Genomic DNA, 22,662 nt, shown 5'->3' with positions numbered 1-22,662 from the left:
ACATCGAACGACGGGCACGGCGGGCCATTTCACCGTGTCGCCGAGCCATGCAAAACGGGGCGCGCCACGCGGCACGCCCCGTTTTTGTTTTTGCTGTCCAACGAATCCCGGCAGGGCGTCAGTCCCGCTTCACCCGGGCCATCACGCGCAGATCGGTCTCGATCATGCGTACGTCGGTGAACGTCAGCGCGAGTTTGTCATCAAGCGAAGTGAGGGCGGGCAGGTTGAACATGCCTTGCGCATCGCCGACGATGCTCGGCGCGAAATACGTCAGCAGTTCGTCCACGCAGCCTTCGCGCAGCAGCGAACCGTTGAGCTTGTAACCGGCTTCCACGTGGATTTCGTTGAACTGACGCTCGCCCAGCGCACGCAGTAGCGCAGGCAATTCGACCTTGCCGTGGGCGTTGGGCAGATCGAGCACGTCGACGCCCAGGTCGCGCAGCCGCGCCACACGATCCGCGTCGCCGTTGGCGCAGACCACGAGCGCGTTGCCGTCCGCCAGCACCTTCGCGGTCGGGGCGATGTCCAGACGGGAGTCGACGACGACGCGCAGCGGCTGACGTGTCGTTTCTACGTCGCGCACGGTCAGCGACGGGTCGTCTTCACGCACGGTGCCAATGCCCGTGAGAATCGCGCAGGCGCGTGCACGCCATGCATGGCCGTCAGCGCGTGCAGCCGGGCCGGTGAGCCACTGACTCACGCCGTTGTGCAGCGCCGTCTTGCCGTCGAGGCTCGCGGCCACTTTCATTCGAACCCAAGGCGTGCCTCGCGTCATGCGGGCGATGAAGCCGATGTTCATCTCGCGTGCTTCGTTCTCCAGCAAACCGCAGCGCACGTCGATACCGGCGTCACGCAGCATACCCAGACCGCGCCCGGCGACGAGCGGGTTCGGATCTTCCATGGCGGCGATCACGCGTTTCACGCCCGCTTCGATAAGCCCTTTGGCGCACGGCGGCGTGCGACCGTAATGGCTGCACGGTTCCAGCGTGACGTAGGCCGTCGCGCCGCGTACCGATTCACCGCGCACACGGGCGTCCTTCATGGCCTGCACTTCGGCGTGATCCTGCCCGGCGGGCTGGGTGAAACCTTCACCGATGACACGGCCGTCCTGCACGATGACGCAGCCCACGCGCGGGTTCGGCGTGGTAGTGAACATCGCGCGCTCGGCCAGGGCCAGCGCGCGGCGCATGTAGTCAAAATCCTGATCGGAAAACATGAGGCTGAGATCGTCAGAGCATCAGCGGCCGGTCGGTCAGCGCATTGGCCGGGGCTGCGCCAGCACGGGCTGGCAAGGATTCGCGCGCAATGCCGCGCAGGGTGTTCAGTGCGTCGAGCGCGCTCTGGACGTAGCGTTCATCGCGAAACCCGGCGCTCATCTGCTTCACGACGGCTTCCCACTTGGCATCGTCCACCAGCGCATTGACGCCCTTGTCGGCGATCAGCTCGATATCGTGATCGGCGATGTTGATGTACAGCAGTATGCCTGTGCGCTCGCTGGTGTGCGCGACACCCAGATGGTGAAACAGTTGAACGGCGCGTTGACGGCACGTTTGGCCGCGCCACACATTGGCGAGCGGCATGGCCGCTTCGATCACCAGCCGGATTTCACAACGATGCTCCGATTCGGATTCGCGGATCGAGGCTTCCAGCGTGTCGAGCGCGTTGTCGGGAAATAGCCAGCGGGCATGCGCCCGCCACGTGCCTGCGTGACGCAGCCAGCGCGACACGTCGCGCGGTTTCGGTTGCATTGCGACTGCCGGTTCGTGTGCTGTCGTCATTGTCTTCACCAGTTGCCGGACGAGCCGCCGCCGTCGAAACCACCGCCGCCTCCGCCGCCAAAACCACCACCGCCGCCCCCGCCCCCGCCGAAGCCACCGCCGTCGTTACGTCCCCAGCCACCGCCGAGTCCGCCGCCGATGCCACCGATGCCGCCGAAACCACCGGGGCCGATGCGTCCGCGCTGACCGGTCAGAACGCGCGAGCGCGGGTTGTTGGGGGCGCTCGGCAAACCGGGACCACTGAAGCGCCGACGGCCTTCCATGATCACCACCATCGCGATGATGAAGACAATGAAGAGCAGCGGCAGAAAATCGGACAAATCGGAGTGAGGCGCGCGCGTGGACGGCAGATTCGGTGCGGGCAACGCCTCGTTGTTCATGGCCGCCTGCACGGCCGCCGTTCCCGCCGCGATGCCGCCGAAGAAATCACCATTGCGGAAGTACGGTGCCATCACGTCGCGCAGAATGCGACCCGAAATGGCATCGGTGAGCGAGCCTTGCACGCCGCGTCCGACCTCGATGCGCATCTTGCGCAAGTCGTTCGGGTTGTCCTTTGCGATAAGCATGATGACGCCATCGTCCACGCCCTTGCGGCCTGCCTTCCAGGCGTCGGCGACACGGATGCTGTACTGATCGATGGTCTCGGGCGCGGTGCTCGGCAGCATCAGCACGAAGATCTGGCTGCCGCGTTGCTGCTCGTATTGCGCGAGCTGCGCCTCAAGTGCGTTGCGCTGCTCGGCGGTGAGCGTGCCGGTCAGATCGGTCACGCGCGCCGTCAGCGCGGGCACCGCCACCAGCGCTTCTGCGCTCGCGGGCTGCGCCAGCCAGCACAGACTGGCCAGCGCGAGTGCCCACAACGCCCACACAAAGCGCTTCGGTTGCATGAGCGCTGTCATTGCCACGGCCTCAGAACTTGACGGCCGGTGCCGTGGAAATAGCCTTCTCGTTATCCACGGTGAAGTTCGGCTTCGTACCGTAACCGAACATCTTGGCTGTCAGATTGTTCGGGAACTGACGCACATACACGTTGTAGTCCTGCACGGACTGGATGTAACGATTGCGCGCGACCGTGATGCGGTTTTCCGTGCCTTCGAGCTGCGATTGCAGGTCGCGGAACAGGCCGTCGGCCTTCAGGTTCGGATAGTTTTCCGAAACGGCCATCAGGCGCGAGAGTGCGCCCGACAGCTCACCCTGCGCTTGCTGGAAGCGCTTGAACGCTTCCGGATCGTTGAGCGTCTCCGGCGTGACCGTGATGCTTGTCGCCTTGGCGCGGGCGTTAATCACTTCGGTGAGCGTGGCCTGCTCATGCGACGCGTAGCCCTTGACCGTGTTCACCAGGTTCGGCACCAGATCGGCACGTCGCTGGTATTGGTTGACGACCTCGCTCCACGACGCCTTGACCGCTTCGTCCTTGACCTGAATTTCGTTGTAGCCGCAGGAGGACAGCATCGACGCGAGAAGTCCCAGCGCGAGCCATCGCACCCAGGACTGACGACGAAGGATCGGCAGTAGCATTTGCATGACGTTTTCCCCTTGTTATGACCGGACGGACATCCGGCAGACTGCGCAAAACGTGGCACGAACCACAGTGCAAATGGTAGGCAAGCTTTCGGACGCGATCATGCAATGGTCCCAAACGCGTCGCGCGCGGCGTCGATCGTCGCATCGATGATCGTGTCGTCGTGCGTGGCCGACACGAACCCCGCTTCGAACGCGCTCGGTGCGAGGTAGACGCCGCGATCGAGCATGGCGTGGAAGAACTTGTTGAAGCGGGCGACGTCCGACGTCGTCACTTCGGCAAAGCTCTGCGGCACGTTGGCTCGGAAGTACAGACCGAACATGCCGCCGACGCTGTCGCCTGAGAACGGCACACCGGCGGCCTGTGCGGCATCGACGAGACCGCTCACGAGCTTCGACGTGCGCTTGGCCAGATCCTCGTAGAAGCCGGGCGCCTGAATCAGCTTGAGCGTGGCGAGCCCGGCGGCGACGGCCAGCGGGTTACCCGAAAGCGTGCCCGCCTGATAGACGCCACCGAGCGGTGCGAGATGCGACATGATGTCGCGGCGTCCGCCGAATGCGGCTGCGGGCATGCCGCCGCCGATCACCTTGCCCAGACACGTCAGGTCGGCCGTAATGCCGTAAAGCGCCTGCGCGCCGCCGAGACCGACGCGGAAACCGCACATCACTTCGTCGAAGATCAGTACGGCGCCGTGCGCGGTGCACAGCTCGCGCAGCGTCTGGAGGAAGTGACGCGAGCCGCGCACGAGATTCATGTTGCCCGCGACCGGCTCGACGATCACTGCCGCGATTTCACCGCCCTGACCGGCGAACAATTCACGCAACTGTTCGACGTTGTTGTATTCGAGGACGAGTGTGTCGCGCGTGACTTCGGGCGGCACACCGGCCGAGGAGGGCGCATTGCGAGTGGAGTCGGCAAACGTCAGCAGACCCGAACCGGCCTTCACCAGCAGGCTGTCGGCGTGACCGTGGTAGCAGCCTTCGAACTTGACGATCTTGTTGCGGCCCGTAAAGCCGCGTGCCAGACGCAGCGCGCTCATCGTGGCTTCGGTGCCCGAGGACACCAGACGCACTTGCTCGATGGATGGCACGAGACGGCAGATTTCTTCGGCCATCACGACTTCGGCTTCCGTCGGTGCGCCGAAGCTGAAACCCTGCGACATGGCCGTTTGCACGGCGGCGACGACTTCCGGGTGCAGATGGCCGACGATCATCGGGCCCCACGAGCCGATGTAGTCGATGTAGCGCACGCCTTCGGCGTCCCACATGTAGGGGCCTTGTGCGCGGGCGATGAAACGCGGCGTGCCGCCGACCGAGCGGAAGGCGCGCACGGGCGAGTTCACACCGCCGGGAATAGTTTGCTGGGCGCGCTCGAACAGCGCGGCATTCGTAGTGTTTTCAGACATGACTTCAGCTTTGCGGCGCATAGGCCTATTGACCCTAATGCGTCGATTCTAGCGGATGGCGTCGAAGTCCGGGACTTCTCGCGGCCGGGGGCTTCTGTTAGATTGAAGGCAACTTTCTCAACGCCAAGGAAATTCAAGGCCCTTCGACATGTCCACCGTCAACGCACAACGTCCTTCGATCACTGTCTCGTCTCTCGACCTCGATCGTCTCTATTCGGTCATCGAGAATGCGCCGCGCACGGCCCTGCCGTATGTGGAGGCACTCGAAACAGAGCTCGCCCGGGCGAGCGTCGTCGAGCCGGAGCAAATGCCTGCCGATGTCGCCACGATGAATTCGGTGGTGCGCTATCGCGATCTGAGCACGCAGCAGGAGCACCGCGTGACGCTCGTGTATCCGCAGCATCTCGCCGCCACGGAAAACGGCATTTCGGTATTGGCGCCGGTGGGCAGCGCGCTGCTGGGTCTGCGCGTCGGCCAGTCGATTCACTGGCAAGTGCCGGGCGGTCATCTCATCGAGCTGGAATTGCTCGGCCTCGACTACCAGCCTGAAGCCGCTGGCGAATATCACCGCTAATTCTATTCTCCGCAGCACCATTGGGAGATTCGGATCTCCCGAGTCTCCCAGTCATCTCCCCCCGCAATTCCAGCAATTCCCCGCTCAGCGACGAAGCCAGCCGCGCGAAATCGGCCATGCCAACAGGCGACGATAGATGCCTTCGAGGATCGCCGCGACGATACGGCTCGTCTCGCGTGCGCTCGCCGTGCGCATGATGAGTGCGACGACCAGCGACACCACCAGCGCGCCGAGCATGTCGACTGGCCAGTGCACGCCGAGGTAGATGCGCGCCCAGCACACGGGCAGCGCGCAAATCAGAAGGAGCTTGCCGAGCAGACGCGGCGTGCGGGCTACCGTACCCATGAGCACGAACGCCGACGTGAACATGATCGAGCCGTGGTTGCTCGGGAAGGCGCTCGTCGGCGCGTGCGCGAGCAGATTCGTGCCGAGGCCGACGACGAACGGTCGCGGCTCGAACCAGGCGAATCCGATGACGAAGTTGATCAGCAGCACGAGCCCCACGCCCAGCAGCCCGTGCACCGCGCCTTCGCGGTCGCGTCCGCCCGCGAGCCACAGCGTGATGAGGCCCACCGGCAGCAGCAGGATCAGGTACTTGGCAATGAAGACGGCGATGGCCAGTTCGCCATCGCTCACATCGGGCGAGGCGTTGATCGCGAGAAAGAGGGCGCGGTTGAGCGAATCCATGAACTCCGGGGGGGACGAATGCCTGCCGGAGGTTGAGCATGCGGCCGGGCGCTTTAGCGTTGCCGGCGCCTCAACGGCCGCCGGCCGACGGTTTGTGACGATTGCGTGACAGATTCTGAATGACCCGTCGCCGCGAGGAAAGTGCCATTTGTCATCATTTTGTAACACCTTGAATTGTCACTTTTCTTTCGACGCTCCCGGAGGTAGAATCGCGCCGTCATAGCTCTCAGGAGGTCCTTCCGTGGACAGTAGTTCTAGTGGTAGTTGCCGGTCGACCGAAGTCGACACCATCACCGCGAGTTAGTCCCCGGGATCTTCCCAGCCGCTAACTCGCATAGTCGGGTTGGCGCGCACCTCAGATGTACCTGTCGAATGCCTTCACCCTTTAGTCGCAGCACTCAGGCGAAGAAGGGTTTTGTTGGGTCGTACCGATAGCGTCCGTCTCTCGTAGCACGCTCCCTTATTGGTTTTACGTCTGCCGTTCGGGCTGTCCCGTCGTGCGCGTGCGTTCGCGTGTTTTGCATGAAACGCGAACCCGCCGCTCACGCCGCTCAGGTGCCGTGCGGCCGGGAGATTCATCGTGTTCCGTTACTCCATGACCCTACGCGGAGGCAATCCGCAAGCCCTGATGCTGCCGTCCCAGTGCCTGCATCACTATCACGTCGATCCTCACCCCGACGTCGTCCATGAAGCGGCGCGTCCCGGTCTCGTGGCGCGTGCCGGGCAATGGCTGGCCTCGTTCGTGCGCCATCGCGAGAGCGTCAAGCAAGCCTGACCCCGCGTCTTTCCGTTGTTACGTGAGGCGCCGGGGATTCTCCGGCGCCTCGCAAGCCATTTCAGGATGTATCCATGCAACAAGCTCTCACGCTCAGCGAGCGACTGATTGCGGTGCTTGGCGCGCGCCTCGGCCTGCGCTTCTTCCGTCGCCGCGACATGCTCGAAACCCTCGATGCGCCAGCGCATGGCCACGAGGCACCACCGGGCCTGCTCGAAGCCGCACGCGACGCCGGGCCGGACCTGCTTGCGCGTCTGCGCACCACGCGCGACGGGCTGTCCGACGACGAAGCCGCCACGGTGCGCGCGCACGTCGGCCCCAACGAGGTCGAGCACGAAAAGCCGCTGCCCTGGTGGCGTCATCTCTTTAACTGCTACCGCAATCCGTTCAACCTGCTGCTCACTGCACTGGCCGCTGTGTCTTATGCGACCGACGACACCGAGGGAACGATCATCATCGCGTCGATGGTGATCATTTCCACGGTGTTGCGATTTGTGCAGGAAGCTCGCTCCAACAAGGCGGCGGAGAAGCTCAAGGCGATGGTGAGCACCACGGCGACCGTGCTGCGCCGTGAGCCGTTGATCGACGGCGCTGCCGAGCCGGAGAACGTGCGCCGCCTCGGACGTATGGGCCGTGAAATCGCCCTCGCAGACCTCGTGCCCGGCGATATCGTGCTGCTCGCGGCGGGCGACATGATTCCGGCCGACGTGCGCATTCTCACCGCCAAGGACCTGTTTATCTCGCAGTCGGCACTGACGGGCGAGGCGTTGCCCGTTGAGAAATTCGCGCACCCGTGCGAGACCGGCGGCAGCAACCCGCTCGCTTACGACAACCTCGCGTTCATGGGGACGAACGTGGTGAGCGGCTCGGCCACGGCCGTCGTCGTTGCCACGGGCGGTCGCACCTTCTTCGGCTCGCTTGCGCAGCGCGTAACCGCGCAGCAACCGACCGTCACGTCGTTCCAGCAAGGCGTGAACCGCGTGTCGTGGGTGCTCATCCGCTTCATGCTCGTCATGACGCCCATCGTCCTGCTCATCAACGGTTTCACGAAGCACGACTGGCTCGAAGCGTCACTCTTCGCGCTGTCGGTCGCGGTCGGCCTCACACCCGAAATGCTGCCGATGATCGTGACTGCCACGCTCGCCAAGGGCGCGGTCGTGCTCTCGCGCAAGAAGGTGATCGTCAAACGGCTCGACGCGATCCAGAACTTCGGCGCGATGGATGTGCTCTGCACAGACAAGACCGGCACGCTCACGCAGGACAAGATCTGTCTGGAACGTCACACCGACGTATGGGGCAACTTCTCCGAAGACGTCCTCGAATACGCGTACCTCAACAGCTTCTATCAGACCGGTCTGAAGAACCTGCTGGACGTCGCCGTGCTCAATCACGCCGAGTTGCACCAGCGCCTGGACGTGGTCAATCATTATCGCAAGATCGACGAAATCCCCTTCGATTTCCAGCGTCGTCGCATGTCGGTGGTCGTGAGTGAGAACGGCGATCACCACGAGTTGATCTGCAAGGGCGCAGTGGAAGAGGTGATGGCGGTGTGCAACCGCGTGCAGCATGGCGCGAACGTCGAGCCGCTTACGCCGGACGTGCTGGCGCAATTGCGGCGCGTGACGGCCCACCTGAACGCCGAAGGGCTGCGTGTGGTGGCGGTAGCGACGCGGCATCTGCCGCCGGTACGCGAGAGCTACAGCATCGCGGACGAAAGCGAACTCGTGCTCGTTGGCTACATCGCCTTCCTCGATCCGCCCAAGGAGTCGACCGCACCGGCCCTCCAGGCGCTGGCGGCGGCAGGCGTGGACGTAAAGGTGCTCACGGGCGACAACGATCTTGTCACGGCGAAAGTCTGCCGCGAAGTCGGTCTGCCGGTGACGGCGTGCGTGCTGGGCGACGACATCGAAGCGATGAGCGATGCTGAACTTGCCAAGACCGTCGAGCGCGCCAACGTCTTCGCGAAGCTCACGCCTGCGCACAAGGAGCGTCTCGTGCGCATGCTGCGCGCGAACGGTCACGTCGTAGGTTTCATGGGCGACGGCATCAACGATGCCCCGGCACTGCGTGCAGCCGACATCGGCATTTCGGTGGATACGGCGGTCGACATCGCCAAGGAAGCGGCCGATCTGATCCTGCTGGAAAAGAGCCTGATGGTGCTGGAGCAGGGCGTGATCGAGGGACGCCGTACGTTCGCGAACATGCTCAAGTACATCAAGATGACGGCCAGCTCGAACTTCGGCAACGTCTTCTCGGTGCTGATCGCGAGCGCCTTCCTGCCGTTCTTGCCCATGTTGCCGCTGCAGTTGCTCACGCAGAATCTGCTCTACGATCTGTCGCAGACGACGATTCCGTTCGATAACGTCGATGCCGAACAACTGACGAAACCGCAGCAGTGGAATCCGTCGGATCTGTCGCGTTTCATGGTGTTCTTCGGCCCGATCAGCTCGATTTTCGACGTGCTGACGTTCGTCGCCATGTGGCATCTGTTCGGCGCGAACAGCGCGGAGCATCAGACGTTGTTCCAGTCCGGCTGGTTCGTCGAAGGCCTGCTGTCTCAGACGCTGATCGTGCACCTGATTCGCACGCGCCGTCTGCCGTTCATCCAGAGCCGCGCCGCATGGCCGTTGCTGTTGATGACGGGCGCGGTAATGCTGATCGGCATCATGCTGCCGCTGTCGCCGTTCGCCGAGACCTTCAAGATGCAGGCGCTGCCGCTTGCATACTTCCCGATGCTCGCCGCGATTCTGCTGGCGTATGCCGTGCTCACGCAGTTGATGAAGGGCGTGTTCGCGCGACGGTTCGGGTGGCAGTGACGCTGCTGCGGTAGCCGTCAAAGAAAAAAGCCAGCGGCGAGTCGTTCACCGCTGGCTTTTTTCATGGGGCTTCGATGCGAGGCTCAATCGTCGACCCAGGTGCCTGACGGCCGGTCGAAGTGCTGCGAACGCGGGGCGAAGACGTCGCGGGCATCGTCGAGTTCGAGGGTGACGTCAAGCGCGCCGTCGTTGTCCTTCTTTGCGCTGCCGAGAGGATCGTTGCAGCACAGCCACAGCGACACGTCCTTTGGCATGCCATCGACGCGAAACGACTTCTGATTGCCGACGAGGAACGGTTCGCCCGTCTCGCCGAAGCGTCCGACGAGCTGCCCCATCAGGGCGTCGTGACCGTGATACGGATACTCGCTGTCGCCGGAGACATTGTGCAGATACGTCGCGCCGGAGTTCGGGGTGCGACCGTTGGCGTCGCGGCGTCCGAACTTGCGGTCGTCCGTGCGTGTGCACCACTCACCGGACGCTCGCAGAATGACCTTCGGTGCGCTCTGCGCCCCCACCTTGTATCCCGTGTCCTGCCAGCCCTCATCGGCGTACACCTTCATGCGCTTGTTGATGCGATCTGTTGTCATGACAACGCTCCATAGTTGACGGGGGGCCAAGAATGGATCGCCGATGGGTGGCCATCAGCACTCTGCTACGCAATCTGCTGTCAGTTCGAGTGTATACGCATCGCTTTTTCCGTCACCCCATAAGGACGGAGGCCTGCCTCCAAACGGCGATTGGGCGAGAGCGCGATGCCAAGCTCGGCGTACAGCTCGTCGAACGCCTCGCGGGTGCCGACGAGCAACGCCGTCGTCTGCCCGCTGATGTCCGTGACCACGCTCACCAGCGTTTTCCCCTGAGCGGTCTCGCGTGCGGCGACGAACTGCGTCGATGTGAGCGCGGCGAGTGTGGCGAATCGCTCGGCCTGCACCAGACCGCTGATCTGGAAGACCGGTTGCGCCGCGCCCGTAGAGCGAGGCGCAAAGCGGATGTTGACGCCGTCGCTGCGCACGCCCAACGCGGTGAACAGCTTGTCTCTGCCGTGTGTGCCGAGCGCGCAGTGATCGCCATGCACCCAGCGCGATATCGTGTTGCCGGTGATGCCGGTCGCGTAAGCGAGCCTTGCCAGCGTGGTGCCCGAGAGCTTGATCAGCAGACGGGCGACGGTGCGGTGACGCCGTTCGATCTCATCCATTGCGAGTGTCCTGTCAGGTGCGGTCATGGACCACGTCGTGGCGGCGTGCTGTCGATATCAGAACGCCATCGTGACTTCCAGTTGTGCGTCGATGTCCTTGCGAAGCGCGGCGGTGCACGGCATGAGCGGGCGGCGCACCGTGTCCTGGCAGAAGCCTAGCGAGGCGAGTGCGGCTTTGATCGCCACCGGATTCGGCTCGGAGAACAGTCGCCGGATCAGCGGCTTCATGCCGTTGAACAGCGTGTTCGCGTGATCCATGTCGCCTTCACGCACGTAGCGCATCAGCTTGAGATAGAGGTCCGGGCGCACATGCGCTGCCGCCGAGATACAACCGACGGCACCGGCACGCAGCGCGGGCAGGATCTGCATGTCGTCGCCGCACAGCACGCGCATCGTCACTTGCGCGGGCAGATGCGTGAGCGGGTGCGCGTCACACTCCTTGATGGCGGCGAACGACTCGTGCGATGCCAGCTCGCGGATCGTCTCCACGCCCAGCGTGACACCGGTGCGAAGCGGCACGTTATAGAGCACGAGCGGCTTGCGCGTGCCGGCGGCAAGCGTGCGGTAGTGCCAGAGAATGCCTTCCTGCGAGGGGCGCAGGTAGTACGGTGGCGGCACGAGGTAACCGGCGAGCGGCAAGTCATCGAGACTGCGGATCTGGCGCGCGGCATTCGTCGTGTCGGCCGCACCGACACCGGCGAGCACTGGCGCATGTCCGTGGGCGAGGTGACAGGCGGTCTCCACGAGTCGGCGGCGCTCGTCGTCGGTGAGCAGTGTGCCCTCGCCGGTGGTGCCTGCGACCACGAGGCCGTCCACGCCCGCCGCGAGGTAATAGTCGACCAGACGTGCAAACGCGTTGTAGTCGATCTGAGCGCCATTGGCGCCGGACATGGGCGTGACGAGCGGAACCCACACGCCTTCGAAGATGGCTGTGTTCATAACCTGAAGCATCGGTATTGGCGAAGATCGCCGGGAGAGTCTCAGACGGCCGGACGCAGGCGCAGTGCGCCGAATTCGGCTTCCGGCAGCGATTGCATCACGACGTCCATCGCACGCGCCGCTTCGACGCGCGGCAAGGCAATCGACACCACAGCCGCCGTATCGCGCCGGATCGGGCGAATTGTCTCGACACGCCACGGCAGCGGCAAGCTCATCGCCAGCGTGACGGCCAGCGAGGAAACGGCGGCGCGGCTGAGAGTGATTTCGAGCGTCGCGTCGAGGCGGGCGCGCGGGTTGTATCGATTGCGTTGACGCGCCACGGAGACGGTCTCGGCGGGCGGTGCGCTTAGCGTGGTCAGTGTGCTGGCGGGCGTTGCGGCGACGGCATTGTTGGCCGATGTGACCGACGCACGGGCGGCGGCGGGCGTTGCGGTGTAAGTACGCGTAGCATCGGCCGGGGCGGCGTTCGCACCAGGAGGTTCAAGGCTGACGCGTTGGGCGATTGAGGGCATGACGACGTGTCGTTTTGACGACTGAAGTGACAACGAGGCCAGTCTAGGGAGGCGCAGGTAAAAAAGGCGTCAAGATTTTGACGCCTTGCCGACCTGACGTTTAGCGGTGAGATCAGTCGTGCTTCGGGTACTGCGCATCGATGAACAGCACGCTTGCGCCATGCGGTGCGGTGCCGACATTGTTACGGAACAGCGCGAACATATTGCGCCACGGATCGAACGGACGTTGCGGCACCGGCTCGGGCGTGCGCGCGGCAAGCGCCGCGTCATCCACTTCGCAGTGCAGAGTATTCGTCTCGCAATCGATCTCGATGATGTCCCCATCCTGCACGCGCGCGAGCATGCCGCCTTCCTCCGCTTCGGGCGACAGGTGGATAGCGGCAGGCACCTTGCCCGATGCCCCGGACATCCGACCGTCCGTCACCAGCGCGACGTGGTGCCCTTCATCCTGCAAGAGTCCCAGCATCGGCATGAGCTTATGTAGTTCGGGCATGCCGTTGGCACGCGGCCCCTGGAAGCGCACCACGACGATCACGTCGCGCGTCAGTTCGCCCGCCTTGAAGGCCGCTTGTGCCGATTCCTGATCGGAGAACACGCGCGCCGGTGCACGTACCTTCTGGTGTTCGGGCTTGACGGCGGACGACTTGATGACGGCGCGTCCCAGATTGCCTGCGAGCATGCGCAGGCCGCCCTCGGGCGCGAATGGTCGCGAGGCCGGACGCACGATGTTTTCGTCGAGGCTTTCGCTCGGCGCTTCCTGCCACGACAGCACATCGTCGCGCAGGAAGGCTTCCTGCGTGTAGGCGCGCAGACCATGCCCCATGACGGTCGTCACGTCGTTGTGCAAGAAGCCCGCATCGAGCAGTTCGCGGATGAGAAAACTCAGGCCACCGGCCGCATGGAACTGGTTCACGTCGGCCTTGCCGCTCGGGTAGACGTGCGCGAGCAGCGGCGTGACGTCCGACAGCTCGGCGAAGTCCTGCCAGTCGAGCAGAATGCCGCCTGCGTGGGCCATTGCCACCAGATGCAGCGTGTGATTCGTCGATCCGCCGGTGGCGAGCAGACCGACGACGCCGTTGATGAACGCGCGCTCGTCCAGAATCTGCGACGTATTGATGCCCGACTTGGCGAGCGCCACAGCACGTGCCGTGGCGGCTTGCGTGAGCGCGTGTCGCAACGGCGTATGCGGATTGACGAACGACGACCCGGGCAGGTGCAGGCCCATGAACTCCATGAGCATCTGGTTGCTGTTCGCCGTGCCGTAGAACGTGCACGTGCCTTCGGCGTGATAGGCGGCGAGCTCGGCGTCGAGCAGGGCGGTGCGCGTGACACGGCCCGCCGCGTATTCCTGCCGGATGCGCGACTTCTCGTCGTTCGGCAACCCCGACGGCATCGGGCCAGCCGGGCTGAACACGGCGGGCAAATGGCCGAACGCCTGCGCGGCGATCACCAGCCCCGGCACGATCTTGTCACACACGCCGAGGAACATAGCGGCGTCAAACATCTGATGCGAGAGCGCGACGATGGAGGCCAGCGCGATCACGTCGCGCGAGAACAGCGACAGCTCCATGCCCGCATAACCTTGCGTCACGCCGTCGCACATGGCGGGTACGCCACCGGCGACCTGCGCGCTTGCGCCATGCGCGCGCGCGGCAGACTTGATGATGTCGGGGAATTCGGCGAAGGGCGCGTGCGCCGAGAGCATGTCGTTGTACGCGGTGACAATGCCGATGTTGGGCGTACGCTCGGAGCGGATTTTCAGACGGTCGTCGGCGGGGGCGGCGGCCAGCGCATGCGCCAGATTGGCGCATCCGATCTTCTCGCGCCCGGGTTGCCCCTGCGTTGCGCGCTCGACGCCGGCGAGATAGGCCTGGCGGGACGACCGACTGCGCTCGATGAGGCGCTCTGTCACGCGTTTTACCACCGGATGCAGCGACACGTTATGCGAAGACTGGGTCATGGGGGATCCCGGGACGGACGTTGTGGGGACGGGAGCAAACGCGGAATGCGTGCGAACTGTCGTAACACACGCCGCCGAGGCGTGTAGTTAAAGCACGATATTTTGTTGAATTGCAGTGTAGTTAAACTACAATGCAGTGTCAAAAGTTGCGCTTTCCCAGTGACACGTGGACGTCTTGTCATGAACACGCCTTCACCCTATACCTTTGTGTTGTTCGGCGCTACCGGCGATTTGTCGCTGCGCAAAGTCCTTCCCGCGCTGTTCCGCGCGTTCCGCACCGGCCAGCTCGGCGCGGACGATGCGAAGGACGGAACGACGAGTGCCAACGAGGCTGGCCGCATCCTCGCCGTCGCCCGAAAACCGATGGACGTCGCCGAGTACCACGTGTGGTGCGAGCAGCATGTGCGCGGACACATCAAGCCCGACGTGTGGGATGAGAGCGCCTGGAAGCGTTTTCTCGACACCATCGACTACATGCCGCTCGATCTGGGCCGCGAAGACGAGTTCGGCGTACTCGCCGAGCGGCTGTCGAAGCGCCCCGGCGTGCGCATCTTCTATCTGGCGACCGGGCCGTCGTTGTTCATCCCCATTTGCAAAGGGCTACGCAGCGCGAAGCTCAACGAGAACAGCCGCATCGTGCTCGAAAAGCCGCTGGGTCACGATCTGGCGTCGTCGGAGGCGATCAACGACGCTGTCGGCGCGATCTTCCGCGAAGACCAGATTTACCGCATCGATCACTACCTCGGAAAGGAGGCGGTGCAGAACCTGCTGGCCCTGCGTTTCGGCAACGCGATCTTCGAGCCGCTGTGGCGTCGCGAGCTGATCGACAACATCCAGATCTCGATTGCCGAGGAGATCGGCGTCGAGGGACGCGGCGAGTTCTATGAGCAGACCGGCGCGCTGCGCGACATGGTGCAGAACCATTTGCTGCAACTGCTGGCCATCGTCGCGATGGAGCCGCCGCTGTCGATGGACGCCGACGCCGTGCGTGACGAAAAACTGCGCGTGCTGCGGTCGTTGCGTCAACTGGACGACGAGAGCGTGTCGCGCAATGTGGTGCGCGGGCAATACGGCGGTGGCGCGATCCGCAATTCGGCGGTGCCCGCGTACATCGACGAGCCGGGCGTGCCGCCCGACAGCCAGACGGAAACCTTCGTCGCGCTCAAGGCCGACATCGACAACTGGCGCTGGGCCGGTGTGCCGTTCTTCCTGCGTACGGGCAAGCGGCTCGGCGAGCGCGTCGCTGAGATCGTCGTCAACTACCGCGCGACGCCGTATCCGCTGCTGGGCGACGCGACGGCACAACCGGGCGTCAACCGTCTCGTCATTCGCCTCCAACCGAACGAATCGATTCGTCTGTACTGCCTCGCGAAGCAGCCGGGCGAGGGCATGAATCTGCAATCCGTGCACCTCGATCTGGCATTCGACCAGTTCTTCAAGGGGCACCGGATGGATGCGTACGAGCGTCTGTTGCTCGACGTCATCAACGGTCGGCTGGCACTGTTCGTACGACGCGACGAGCAGGAGCAGGCGTGGCGCTGGGTCGCGCCGATTCAGGCGTACTGGTCACGACAGCACAAGGGCCCGAAGCGTTACGCCGCCGGCACGTGGGGACCGCCCGCCGCCAGCGCGCTGCTCACGCAATACGGATCGAGCTGGATGGAAGAAGACAACTGACGGCGGACCGCATGATTCATTGGCGAAACTTTCCTACGCGCGACGCGCAGGCACACGCGCTGGCTAACGCCGTTGTGGCGGGCATCGACGAAGCGCTGACGATTCGCAAGCGTGCGTTGCTGGCCGTCTCAGGCGGTACAAGCCCCCGGGCGTTTCTCACGCAGCTCGCGCGCCTGCCCGTGGCGTGGCGCGACGTCGACATCACCTTGGTGGATGATCGCTGGCTGCCGCCCGATCACGCAGACAGCAATGCGCGACTCGTGACCGAGACGCTGCTACCCGGTGCGACCGGCGCGCGCTGGTTGCCGATTGTCGACACCGCGACGGCCACGGCGTTGCACGTGCGCACGCTCAACGACACATGGACGCACGGCGTGCCGCAAGTCTGTGTGCTGGGCATGGGCGAGGATGGGCACACCGCGTCGCTCTTTGCCGACGCCCCGCAATGGCCCTACGCCACTACCACCCACGACAAGTTCGTCTTCGTGCAGCCGCAGCACGCGCCGTATCAGCGTGTGTCGTGGTCGCTCGCCGCGCTCGCGGCCAGCGACCGGCTCATCCTGCAAATACAGGGCCCGGCCAAACGCGCCGTACTCGAAGCCGCGCAGGCGAACGAACAGGACAACGCCATCTCCCGGCTAATCCACCGTGAAGGAGTCAAGCTCGATGTCTTCTGGAGTGAGGAATAACCCGCCCCACCTGAGCGGCCCGCGACTGCTGGCCGACATCGGTGGCACCAACGCCCGCTTTGCGCTGGAGATTTCGCCGGGCGATCTCGTTGAAATTCGTGATTACGCCTGCGACGACTATGCGGGCGTGCCCGAAGTCATCCGCGCCTATCTCGACGAGGCGGATCACGCCGAACCGGTACAGCACGCTGCCATCGCTATCGCCAATCCCATCGAAGGCGATGAGATTCAGATGACGAACCGCGACTGGCACTTCTCCATCGAAGCGACGCGCCGTGCGCTGCGTTTCGAGACGCTGCTGGTCGTTAACGATTTCACCGCGCTGGCGATGGCGTTGCCGTATCTGACGGACGCGCAGAAGCATAAGATCGGCGGCGGCGAACCGCGTCCGAACGGTGTGTTGGGTTTGCTTGGGCCGGGTACCGGCGTGGGTGTGTCGGGCCTCATTCCGGCGGGAGACCGATGGATCGCGCTGGGCAGCGAGGGCGGCCACACGACGTTTTCTCCGGCGGACGAGCGCGAGATCGACGTGCTTCGCTACGCGTGGAAGCACTTCCCGCACGTGTCGTTCGAGCGGCTGGTGGCGGGCCCCGGCATGGCGCTGGTTTATCAGGCGCTGGCGGAGCGGGCGGGACGTCGTGTGGAATCGCTTGAGACCCCGGCCATCGTCAAGCTCGCGGAATCGGGCGACGCGCTCGCACGCGAGACCGTCGATTGCTTCTGCGCGATGCTGGGCACGCTCGCAGGTAACGTGGCGGTGTCGCTCGGCGCGGTCGGCGGCGTGTACCTCGGCGGCGGGGTGATTCCGAAGCTCGGCAAGCTGTTCGAGGATTCGCCGTTTCGTCAGCGCTTCGAGGCGAAGGGACGTTTCGAAGCGTATCTGAAGAAGATTCCGACTTACATCATCACCGCCGATCATCCGGCGTTTCTGGGCACATCCGCAATTCTCGCTGAGCAGTTGGGCACGCACGCGGTCGGGGCGGGAGCGCTCATCGACCGTCTGCATCGTCTGCGTGACCGTCTGAGTCCTGCCGAGCAGCGCGTCGCGGAACTCACGTTGAAGCAACCGCGCGCGCTGCTGGCTGAGCCGGTGGCGGAGATCGCGCGCCTGGCGCGCGTGAGTCAACCCACCGTGATCCGCTTCTGCCGCAAGCTCGGCTGTCAGGGGCTGTCGGATTTCAAGCTCAAGCTCGCAAGCGCGCTGACGGGCACGTTGCCGGTGCGTCACGGGCAGGTGCACGTGGGCGACACGGCCGCCGAGTTCAGCGCCAAGGTGCTCGATAACACCGTGTCGTCGATTCTGCAAATGCGTGAGCATCTCGATGCCCGCACCGTCGAGGCGGCCGTGACGTTGCTCGACGGCGCGCGTCGCATCGAGTTCTACGGGCTGGGCAACTCCGGTGTGATCGCGCAGGACGCGCACTACAAGTTCTTCCGCTTCGGCAAGCCGACCATCGCGTACGGCGATCCGTACCTGTTGCAGGCGTCGGCCGGGTTGCTGGGGGATGGGGATGTGGTCGTCGCGATTTCCGCATCGGGACGCTCGACGGACCTGAACCGCGCCGTCGATATCGCACTCACGCGCGGTGCCAAGGTGATCGCGCTTACTGCACGCAATTCACCGCTCGCGCGCAAGGCGACGCTGGTGCTGCCCAACGATCATGTGGAGACGATGGGCGCACACGTCACCATGATTGCGCGGATTCTGCATCTTGCCGCCATTGACGTGCTGGCCGTGGGCGTCGCGATTCGGCGCGCTGGTCCGGGAGGCGAAACCGCGGGCGAGGGCGCGCTCGACTGGTTGGGACACGGTAGCGGACAGGGCGACGGCACACCGGCTGCGGCCTGAGGCGGCCTGAAGCGGCCTGAAGCGGCGCTGGGTGGTGCCGGGCGGGGAGGACCAGGGCGCCGCCGCCGGGGATGTGAGGATGCACCGGACGCCGAAGTGTCGTCGGCTTGATATCCCTAAACATGTTTAGCATAATGCGGCATATGAAAGTAACCGATTCCGCCCAACGTTTCGGCTTTCTCGTCGCAGACATCCAACGTCTCTTCGGGCGCCGCTTCGAGCAGTTTGCACAGCGCACGCTGCCGATGACGCGCGCGCAATGCCGCTTGCTCGCCTATCTCTACGTCAATCGCGGCGTGAGCCAGACGGTGCTGGCCGACATTCTTGAAACCCCGGTACAGACGCTCGCCCGCATGCTGGAACGCATGGAAGAGGCCGGTTGGGTGCGACGTCGGCCCGATGCGCACGATCCTCGCATCGAACGCCTGTTCGTCACGCGGGCGGCGGTTGCGCAACTGCAGGTCGCGCGCCGCCTTTCCGACGAAGTGCGCGATGAAGCGCTGCACGGCCTGACCGCGTTCGAAGCGGTGCAGCTCACGCAGTTGCTGCAGAAAGTGCGTCGGAATCTCACACACGTCGTCCCCACGCCACTCGATACGGTCGTGCCCGCGGTGCTGCGCCGCGCGCAGGCGGAAAATGCGGCGAACGTCAGCGCGCCCGCGGCTGCTGTCGACTTGCTCGACGATGCTGGCGACGACCTGTCGGAATACACCGACTTGCGGCCTCAGTAGCACAGGCCTAGCATGGGAAGTCTCCAAACCCACCCGGAGGCTGACATGACGAATCACGTGTACAAGCAAATCGAGCTGACCGGCTCGTCGACCAAGTCCATCGAGGACGCGGTCAAATGTGCCATAGAACGCGCGAGCAAGACGCTGCGCAATCTGAACTGGTTCGAGATCACCGAAACACGCGGCCATATCGAAGACGGCAAGGTCGCGCACTGGCAAGTCACGCTCAAGGTCGGGGTGCGGCTCGAAGACTGAGTGCACGCATCCGGCACCGTCCGGCTGCATCCGCAAGAACCCCTTTGGCCGGGGGACGAACTTCCCCGGCCGAAGTCGCGCCAAATCCCCTCTGAATCTCCGCTCAAACCCTGCCGTTCACGCCTTCCGCCGAATGGGAAGCGACCTGCTTCACTGTCCCGCAGATGTCGTACAGTCGTGTCACAATAGGCGCATATTCGAGATCACGAAGAAGACAGAAGAGGTTTGCGCATGTCCGAACAAGAACCGGTCCATGCCACCCGATCGATCGCAGATCCGGTGGAAGCCGTCGCCTATCTGAAGACGATTTACGACGCCAATACGGCCTATCTGCGCGCGGCATTCGAGCGCTTCTCGAAGCAGAAGGATCAGGCGCGCCGCGTAAGCGCCCATTACCCGTTCGTTCGCATCACCACGGAAGACATCACCCAGCTCGACAAGCGCCTGTCCTACGGTTTTGTCTCGGGCCCGGGCAGTTATCAGACCACCGTCACCCGTCCGGATCTGTTCGAGAATTACTACATCGAGCAGTTGCGCCGACTGGCGCATAACCACGGCGCCGCGTTCGAGGTCGGCGTCTCGGACGAGCCGATTCCCGTGCACTTTGCCTATCAGGATGGCGTGTACCTCGAAGGCGATCTCGACCAGACGCACCTGCGCGCCATGCGCACCGTGTTCGACGTGCCCGACCTGGCGAAGATGGACGACAGCATCGTCAACGGCACGCGCGATCCGCTGCCGGGCGAGATTCTGCCGCTGGCGCTTTTCACTGCGCCGCGCGTCGACTATTCGCTGCACCGGTTGCGTCATTACACGGCGACGTCGCCCGAGAACTTTCAGAACTACGTGCTGTTCACCAACTACCAGTTCTATATCGACGAGTTCGTCGAACTGGGACGCGAGTTGATGAGCGCGACGGACGACCCCGCGCTGCGCGAGTACCGTAGCCAGTACACGGCGTTCGTCGAGCCGGGCAACGTCACGCACTGGAACCAGAACATCGAAGCGCGCAGCGAAGAGGGCACGTCGCCCCCGCGCCTGCCGCAGATGCCCGCGTATCACCTTGTGCGCCCGGACAACACCGGCATCACGATGGTGAACATCGGCGTGGGGCCGTCGAACGCCAAGACCATCACCGATCACATTGCCGTGCTGCGTCCGCACGCGTGGATCATGCTGGGTCACTGCGCCGGCCTGCGCAATTCGCAACGTCTGGGGGACTACTGCCTCGCGCATGGTTACGTGCGAGAAGACCACGTGCTCGACGACGACCTGCCGCTGTGGGTGCCGGTGCCGCCGCTGGCCGAGGTACAGGTGGCGCTGGAGCGCGCGGTGGCCGACGTCACGCAACTGGACGACTTCGAGCTCAAGCGTGTGATGCGCACCGGCACGGTGGTGACGGTCGATAACCGGAACTGGGAATTGCGCGATCACCGTGAGCCGGTGCAGCGCATGAGCCAGAGCCGCGCGATTGCGCTCGATATGGAGAGTGCGACGATTGCCGCCAACGGTTTCCGTTTCCGCGTGCCGTACGGCACGTTGCTGTGCGTGAGCGACAAGCCGCTGCATGGCGAGCTGAAGCTGCCGGGCATGGCGGACCGTTTCTATCGCGAGCGTGTCGACCAACATCTGAAGATCGGCGTGAAGGCCATGGAGCTGCTGCGCGATAACGGTCTGGACCGTCTGCACAGTCGCAAACTGCGCAGTTTCAACGAAGTCGCGTTCCAGTAACGCGACCCGCAGCGGCGATGTTTTGTCGATCGAAACTTGCCGCTGCCTCCCGCCTGCCCCGTCTCACGGGGCGTTGCGGCCCACGCGTGCATGCGGCCGTCTCCAGTAGCACAATCCCCGCACACACCGGCTGCGCGCTGCGCGCCGGTGTTTTCGTTTCTCGTCATCAAGGATCATCGTGGAGATAGTCAACCACGTCGTGCCTTGGGCAGCGCACGACACTCGCCTTCTGCTGTCCTGTCTCGTCGGCCTCGTGGCCATCATCGTTTTCATCAGCGCGCTCAAGCTATCGCCGTTCCTGTCGATTCTCATCGGCACATTCATCGCGGGTCTGGGCGCAGGGCTACCGCTCGAAGCGGTGGCCAGTTCGTTCAGTAAGGGCGCGGGCAGTCTGCTCGGCGACGCTGGCATGATCATCGCGCTCGGGGCCATGCTCGGGGCGTTGATGGCCGACACCGGGGCCGCCGACCGAATCGTCACGGTGCTGCTGAAGTTCGCGAAGGGCGCGGCGTTGCCGTGGATGATGGCGCTCGTCGCCATGATCATCGGCCTGCCGCTGTTCTTCGAAGTCGGTCTGGTCATGATGGTGCCGATCATCTTCGTGATGGCACGTCGCGCTAACACGCCGATTCTGCGCGTGGCGATCCCGGCGCTGGCGGGCATGACGACGCTGCACGCGCTCGTGCCGCCGCATCCGGGACCGCTGATCGCTGTGTCCGCGCTGCGCGCGGATCTGGGCATGACGATGGGCCTTGGTCTTCTCATCGCGATCCCGGCCGTGATTCTCGCCGGGCCGCTGTACGGTATGTGGCTTGCGCCGCGTTTGCAAGTGCAGGCGCCGCAGCAAATGGGCGAGCTATTCACCAAGCGTGACGACGACGCGTCGCAGCCACCGTTCGCGGCAGCGCTGCTGGTGATTCTGCTGCCGGTCGTGCTGATGCTGGGGCGCACGCTCGCCAAGGTGGCGCTCACACCGGAGACGCCGTTGTTCGATGCGCTCAACTTCCTCGGCGAACCGATCATCGCGCTGGCGCTGACGGTCATCGTCGCCATCGTCGTGCTGGGCTGGGGGCGCGGTCTGCCGCGCGCTCGCGTGGGCGAGACACTGCGTCGCGCGCTGCCGCCGATTGCCGGGCTGTTGCTGACCATCGGTGCGGGCGGCGGGCTGAAGCAGGCGCTGGTGACGGCGGGCATTGCGACAACCATCGGCAAGGTGGCGGTCGGCACGAATATGCCGCTGATTCTGCTGGCGTGGCTGATTGCCGTGGCGCTGCGTCAGGCGACGGGGTCGGCGACGGTCGCCACGACCACGACGGCCGGTATCGTTGCGCCACTCGTGATGCATCTGCCGCCGGTGCAGGGCTCGCTCATCGCGCTGGCGATCGGGGCGGGGTCGGTGTTCTTCTGCCACGTCAACGACGCGGGCTTCTGGATGGTGCGCGAGTACTTCGGCCTCAAGCTCAAGGAGACGCTGTGGGTGTGGTCTGTGTTGCAGACCATCGTGTCGCTGGTCGGGCTGGTGATGACGTTGCTGCTCTGGCAATTCCTCGTGTGATCCGTCTCGATTTGC

The 22,662-nt window shown here is 64.3% G+C and carries 21 protein-coding genes; 10 read left to right on the top strand and 11 right to left on the bottom strand.

All coding sequences use genetic code 11. The annotated features are described in order from the left end of the window. Positions 1 to 118 precede the first annotated feature (118 nt). From ribD to hemL, 5 genes are all read right to left on the bottom strand, one after another. Positions 119 to 1,216, bottom strand: a complete 1,098-nt coding sequence (gene ribD, locus PAN31117_RS14545) for a bifunctional diaminohydroxyphosphoribosylaminopyrimidine deaminase/5-amino-6-(5-phosphoribosylamino)uracil reductase RibD (protein ID WP_150738801.1) — start codon at positions 1,214 to 1,216, stop codon at positions 119 to 121. A gap of 13 nt (positions 1,217 to 1,229) precedes the next feature. Beyond that, the gene (locus tag PAN31117_RS14540) at positions 1,230 to 1,778 is read right to left on the bottom strand and encodes a TPM domain-containing protein (protein WP_150738800.1); all 549 of its coding nucleotides are present in this window, start codon (positions 1,776 to 1,778) and stop codon (positions 1,230 to 1,232) included. Positions 1,779 to 1,783: 5 nt separating this feature from the next. After that, positions 1,784 to 2,662, bottom strand: coding sequence for a TPM domain-containing protein (locus tag PAN31117_RS14535; protein ID WP_150738895.1), 879 nt, complete (start codon positions 2,660 to 2,662; stop codon positions 1,784 to 1,786). A 22-nt stretch (positions 2,663 to 2,684) separates the two neighbouring features. Further along, complete coding sequence (locus PAN31117_RS14530) at positions 2,685 to 3,299, bottom strand: LemA family protein (RefSeq protein WP_150665205.1); 615 nt, start codon at positions 3,297 to 3,299, stop codon at positions 2,685 to 2,687. Positions 3,300 to 3,397: 98 nt separating this feature from the next. Continuing rightward, a complete protein-coding gene (gene hemL / locus PAN31117_RS14525; protein WP_150738799.1) occupies positions 3,398 to 4,702 on the bottom strand; it encodes a glutamate-1-semialdehyde 2,1-aminomutase in 1,305 nt (434 codons plus the stop codon). Positions 4,703 to 4,850: 148 nt separating this feature from the next. Between hemL and rnk the strand changes: the two genes are divergently transcribed. Further along, a complete protein-coding gene (gene rnk, locus PAN31117_RS14520) occupies positions 4,851 to 5,276 on the top strand; it encodes a nucleoside diphosphate kinase regulator (protein WP_150738798.1) in 426 nt (141 codons plus the stop codon). Positions 5,277 to 5,360: 84 nt separating this feature from the next. Here the strand turns inward: rnk and PAN31117_RS14515 are convergent, their stop codons facing one another. Next, complete coding sequence (locus PAN31117_RS14515) at positions 5,361 to 5,963, bottom strand: phosphatase PAP2 family protein (RefSeq protein ID WP_150738797.1); 603 nt, start codon at positions 5,961 to 5,963, stop codon at positions 5,361 to 5,363. Between the two features lie 580 nt (positions 5,964 to 6,543). Here PAN31117_RS14515 and PAN31117_RS14510 point away from each other — a divergent pair. Then, on the top strand, positions 6,544 to 6,738 hold the full coding sequence (locus PAN31117_RS14510) for a hypothetical protein (RefSeq protein ID WP_150738796.1): 195 nt from the start codon (positions 6,544 to 6,546) through the stop codon (positions 6,736 to 6,738). A 74-nt stretch (positions 6,739 to 6,812) separates the two neighbouring features. Beyond that, positions 6,813 to 9,554 carry a magnesium-translocating P-type ATPase gene (gene mgtA, locus PAN31117_RS14505; protein WP_150738795.1) on the top strand — a complete coding sequence of 914 codons (2,742 nt, stop codon included), beginning with the start codon at positions 6,813 to 6,815 and terminating at the stop codon, positions 9,552 to 9,554. Positions 9,555 to 9,637: 83 nt separating this feature from the next. On the opposite strand, the gene PAN31117_RS14500 is transcribed toward mgtA, so the two are convergent. From PAN31117_RS14500 to edd, 5 genes are all read right to left on the bottom strand, one after another. Continuing rightward, positions 9,638 to 10,141, bottom strand: a complete 504-nt coding sequence (locus tag PAN31117_RS14500; protein ID WP_150738794.1) for a hypothetical protein — start codon at positions 10,139 to 10,141, stop codon at positions 9,638 to 9,640. A gap of 80 nt (positions 10,142 to 10,221) precedes the next feature. After that, positions 10,222 to 10,749, bottom strand: a complete 528-nt coding sequence (locus PAN31117_RS14495; protein WP_150738793.1) for a hypothetical protein — start codon at positions 10,747 to 10,749, stop codon at positions 10,222 to 10,224. A 57-nt stretch (positions 10,750 to 10,806) separates the two neighbouring features. Then, positions 10,807 to 11,688, bottom strand: coding sequence for a 4-hydroxy-tetrahydrodipicolinate synthase (dapA, locus tag PAN31117_RS14490; protein ID WP_174990962.1), 882 nt, complete (start codon positions 11,686 to 11,688; stop codon positions 10,807 to 10,809). Positions 11,689 to 11,729: 41 nt separating this feature from the next. After that, positions 11,730 to 12,200 (bottom strand): hypothetical protein, encoded by a 471-nt coding sequence (locus PAN31117_RS14485; RefSeq protein ID WP_150738791.1) that lies wholly within the window; start codon positions 12,198 to 12,200, stop codon positions 11,730 to 11,732. A gap of 112 nt (positions 12,201 to 12,312) precedes the next feature. Beyond that, positions 12,313 to 14,160, bottom strand: coding sequence for a phosphogluconate dehydratase (edd, locus tag PAN31117_RS14480; protein WP_174990961.1), 1,848 nt, complete (start codon positions 14,158 to 14,160; stop codon positions 12,313 to 12,315). 180 nt (positions 14,161 to 14,340) lie between these two features. On the opposite strand from edd, the gene zwf reads away from it, so the two are divergent. From zwf to PAN31117_RS14445, 7 genes are all read left to right on the top strand, one after another. Further along, positions 14,341 to 15,837, top strand: a complete 1,497-nt coding sequence (zwf, locus tag PAN31117_RS14475; protein ID WP_150738790.1) for a glucose-6-phosphate dehydrogenase — start codon at positions 14,341 to 14,343, stop codon at positions 15,835 to 15,837. A gap of 11 nt (positions 15,838 to 15,848) precedes the next feature. Beyond that, positions 15,849 to 16,526: a 6-phosphogluconolactonase gene (gene pgl / locus PAN31117_RS14470; protein ID WP_150738789.1), complete on the top strand. Its 678-nt coding sequence runs from the start codon at positions 15,849 to 15,851 to the stop codon at positions 16,524 to 16,526. After that, positions 16,504 to 18,375: a bifunctional transcriptional regulator/glucokinase gene (locus PAN31117_RS14465; protein WP_174990960.1), complete on the top strand. Its 1,872-nt coding sequence runs from the start codon at positions 16,504 to 16,506 to the stop codon at positions 18,373 to 18,375. Before pgl ends, PAN31117_RS14465 begins: the two co-directional genes overlap by 23 nt. Positions 18,376 to 18,518: 143 nt before the next feature. Then, on the top strand, positions 18,519 to 19,106 hold the full coding sequence (locus tag PAN31117_RS14460) for a MarR family winged helix-turn-helix transcriptional regulator (RefSeq protein WP_174990959.1): 588 nt from the start codon (positions 18,519 to 18,521) through the stop codon (positions 19,104 to 19,106). Positions 19,107 to 19,151: 45 nt separating this feature from the next. Next, positions 19,152 to 19,361, top strand: a complete 210-nt coding sequence (locus PAN31117_RS14455) for a dodecin (RefSeq protein WP_150738787.1) — start codon at positions 19,152 to 19,154, stop codon at positions 19,359 to 19,361. 231 nt (positions 19,362 to 19,592) lie between these two features. Continuing rightward, on the top strand, positions 19,593 to 21,092 hold the full coding sequence (locus PAN31117_RS14450) for an AMP nucleosidase (protein WP_150738786.1): 1,500 nt from the start codon (positions 19,593 to 19,595) through the stop codon (positions 21,090 to 21,092). 178 nt (positions 21,093 to 21,270) lie between these two features. After that, positions 21,271 to 22,647, top strand: coding sequence for a GntT/GntP/DsdX family permease (locus PAN31117_RS14445; RefSeq protein ID WP_246189085.1), 1,377 nt, complete (start codon positions 21,271 to 21,273; stop codon positions 22,645 to 22,647). The last annotated feature ends 15 nt before the right edge of the window (positions 22,648 to 22,662 follow it).

This window comes from Pandoraea anapnoica, from assembly GCF_902459765.1.
Classification (GTDB): Bacteria; Pseudomonadota; Gammaproteobacteria; order Burkholderiales; family Burkholderiaceae; genus Pandoraea; species Pandoraea anapnoica.
This window is presented reverse-complemented; position numbering and strand designations above follow the sequence as displayed.

Excerpts from the sequence above, each read along its gene's own strand:
- hemL (WP_150738799.1), bottom strand. The coding sequence starts at position 4,702 with ATGTCTGAAAACACTACGAATGCCGCGCTGTTCGAGCGCGCCCAGCAA.
- zwf (WP_150738790.1), top strand. The coding sequence starts at position 14,341 with ATGAACACGCCTTCACCCTATACCTTTGTGTTGTTCGGCGCTACCGGC.
- PAN31117_RS14500 (WP_150738794.1), bottom strand. The coding sequence starts at position 10,141 with ATGACAACAGATCGCATCAACAAGCGCATGAAGGTGTACGCCGATGAG.
- PAN31117_RS14455 (WP_150738787.1), top strand. The coding sequence starts at position 19,152 with ATGACGAATCACGTGTACAAGCAAATCGAGCTGACCGGCTCGTCGACC.
- PAN31117_RS14515 (WP_150738797.1), bottom strand. The coding sequence starts at position 5,963 with ATGGATTCGCTCAACCGCGCCCTCTTTCTCGCGATCAACGCCTCGCCC.
- rnk (WP_150738798.1), top strand. The coding sequence starts at position 4,851 with ATGTCCACCGTCAACGCACAACGTCCTTCGATCACTGTCTCGTCTCTC.
- mgtA (WP_150738795.1), top strand. The coding sequence starts at position 6,813 with ATGCAACAAGCTCTCACGCTCAGCGAGCGACTGATTGCGGTGCTTGGC.
- PAN31117_RS14535 (WP_150738895.1), bottom strand. The coding sequence starts at position 2,662 with ATGCAACCGAAGCGCTTTGTGTGGGCGTTGTGGGCACTCGCGCTGGCC.
- edd (WP_174990961.1), bottom strand. The coding sequence starts at position 14,160 with ATGACCCAGTCTTCGCATAACGTGTCGCTGCATCCGGTGGTAAAACGC.
- pgl (WP_150738789.1), top strand. The coding sequence starts at position 15,849 with ATGATTCATTGGCGAAACTTTCCTACGCGCGACGCGCAGGCACACGCG.
- PAN31117_RS14530 (WP_150665205.1), bottom strand. The coding sequence starts at position 3,299 with ATGCAAATGCTACTGCCGATCCTTCGTCGTCAGTCCTGGGTGCGATGG.
- PAN31117_RS14465 (WP_174990960.1), top strand. The coding sequence starts at position 16,504 with ATGTCTTCTGGAGTGAGGAATAACCCGCCCCACCTGAGCGGCCCGCGA.
- PAN31117_RS14450 (WP_150738786.1), top strand. The coding sequence starts at position 19,593 with ATGTCCGAACAAGAACCGGTCCATGCCACCCGATCGATCGCAGATCCG.
- PAN31117_RS14540 (WP_150738800.1), bottom strand. The coding sequence starts at position 1,778 with ATGACGACAGCACACGAACCGGCAGTCGCAATGCAACCGAAACCGCGC.
- ribD (WP_150738801.1), bottom strand. The coding sequence starts at position 1,216 with ATGTTTTCCGATCAGGATTTTGACTACATGCGCCGCGCGCTGGCCCTG.
- PAN31117_RS14495 (WP_150738793.1), bottom strand. The coding sequence starts at position 10,749 with ATGGATGAGATCGAACGGCGTCACCGCACCGTCGCCCGTCTGCTGATC.
- dapA (WP_174990962.1), bottom strand. The coding sequence starts at position 11,688 with ATGAACACAGCCATCTTCGAAGGCGTGTGGGTTCCGCTCGTCACGCCC.
- PAN31117_RS14485 (WP_150738791.1), bottom strand. The coding sequence starts at position 12,200 with ATGCCCTCAATCGCCCAACGCGTCAGCCTTGAACCTCCTGGTGCGAAC.
- PAN31117_RS14460 (WP_174990959.1), top strand. The coding sequence starts at position 18,519 with ATGAAAGTAACCGATTCCGCCCAACGTTTCGGCTTTCTCGTCGCAGAC.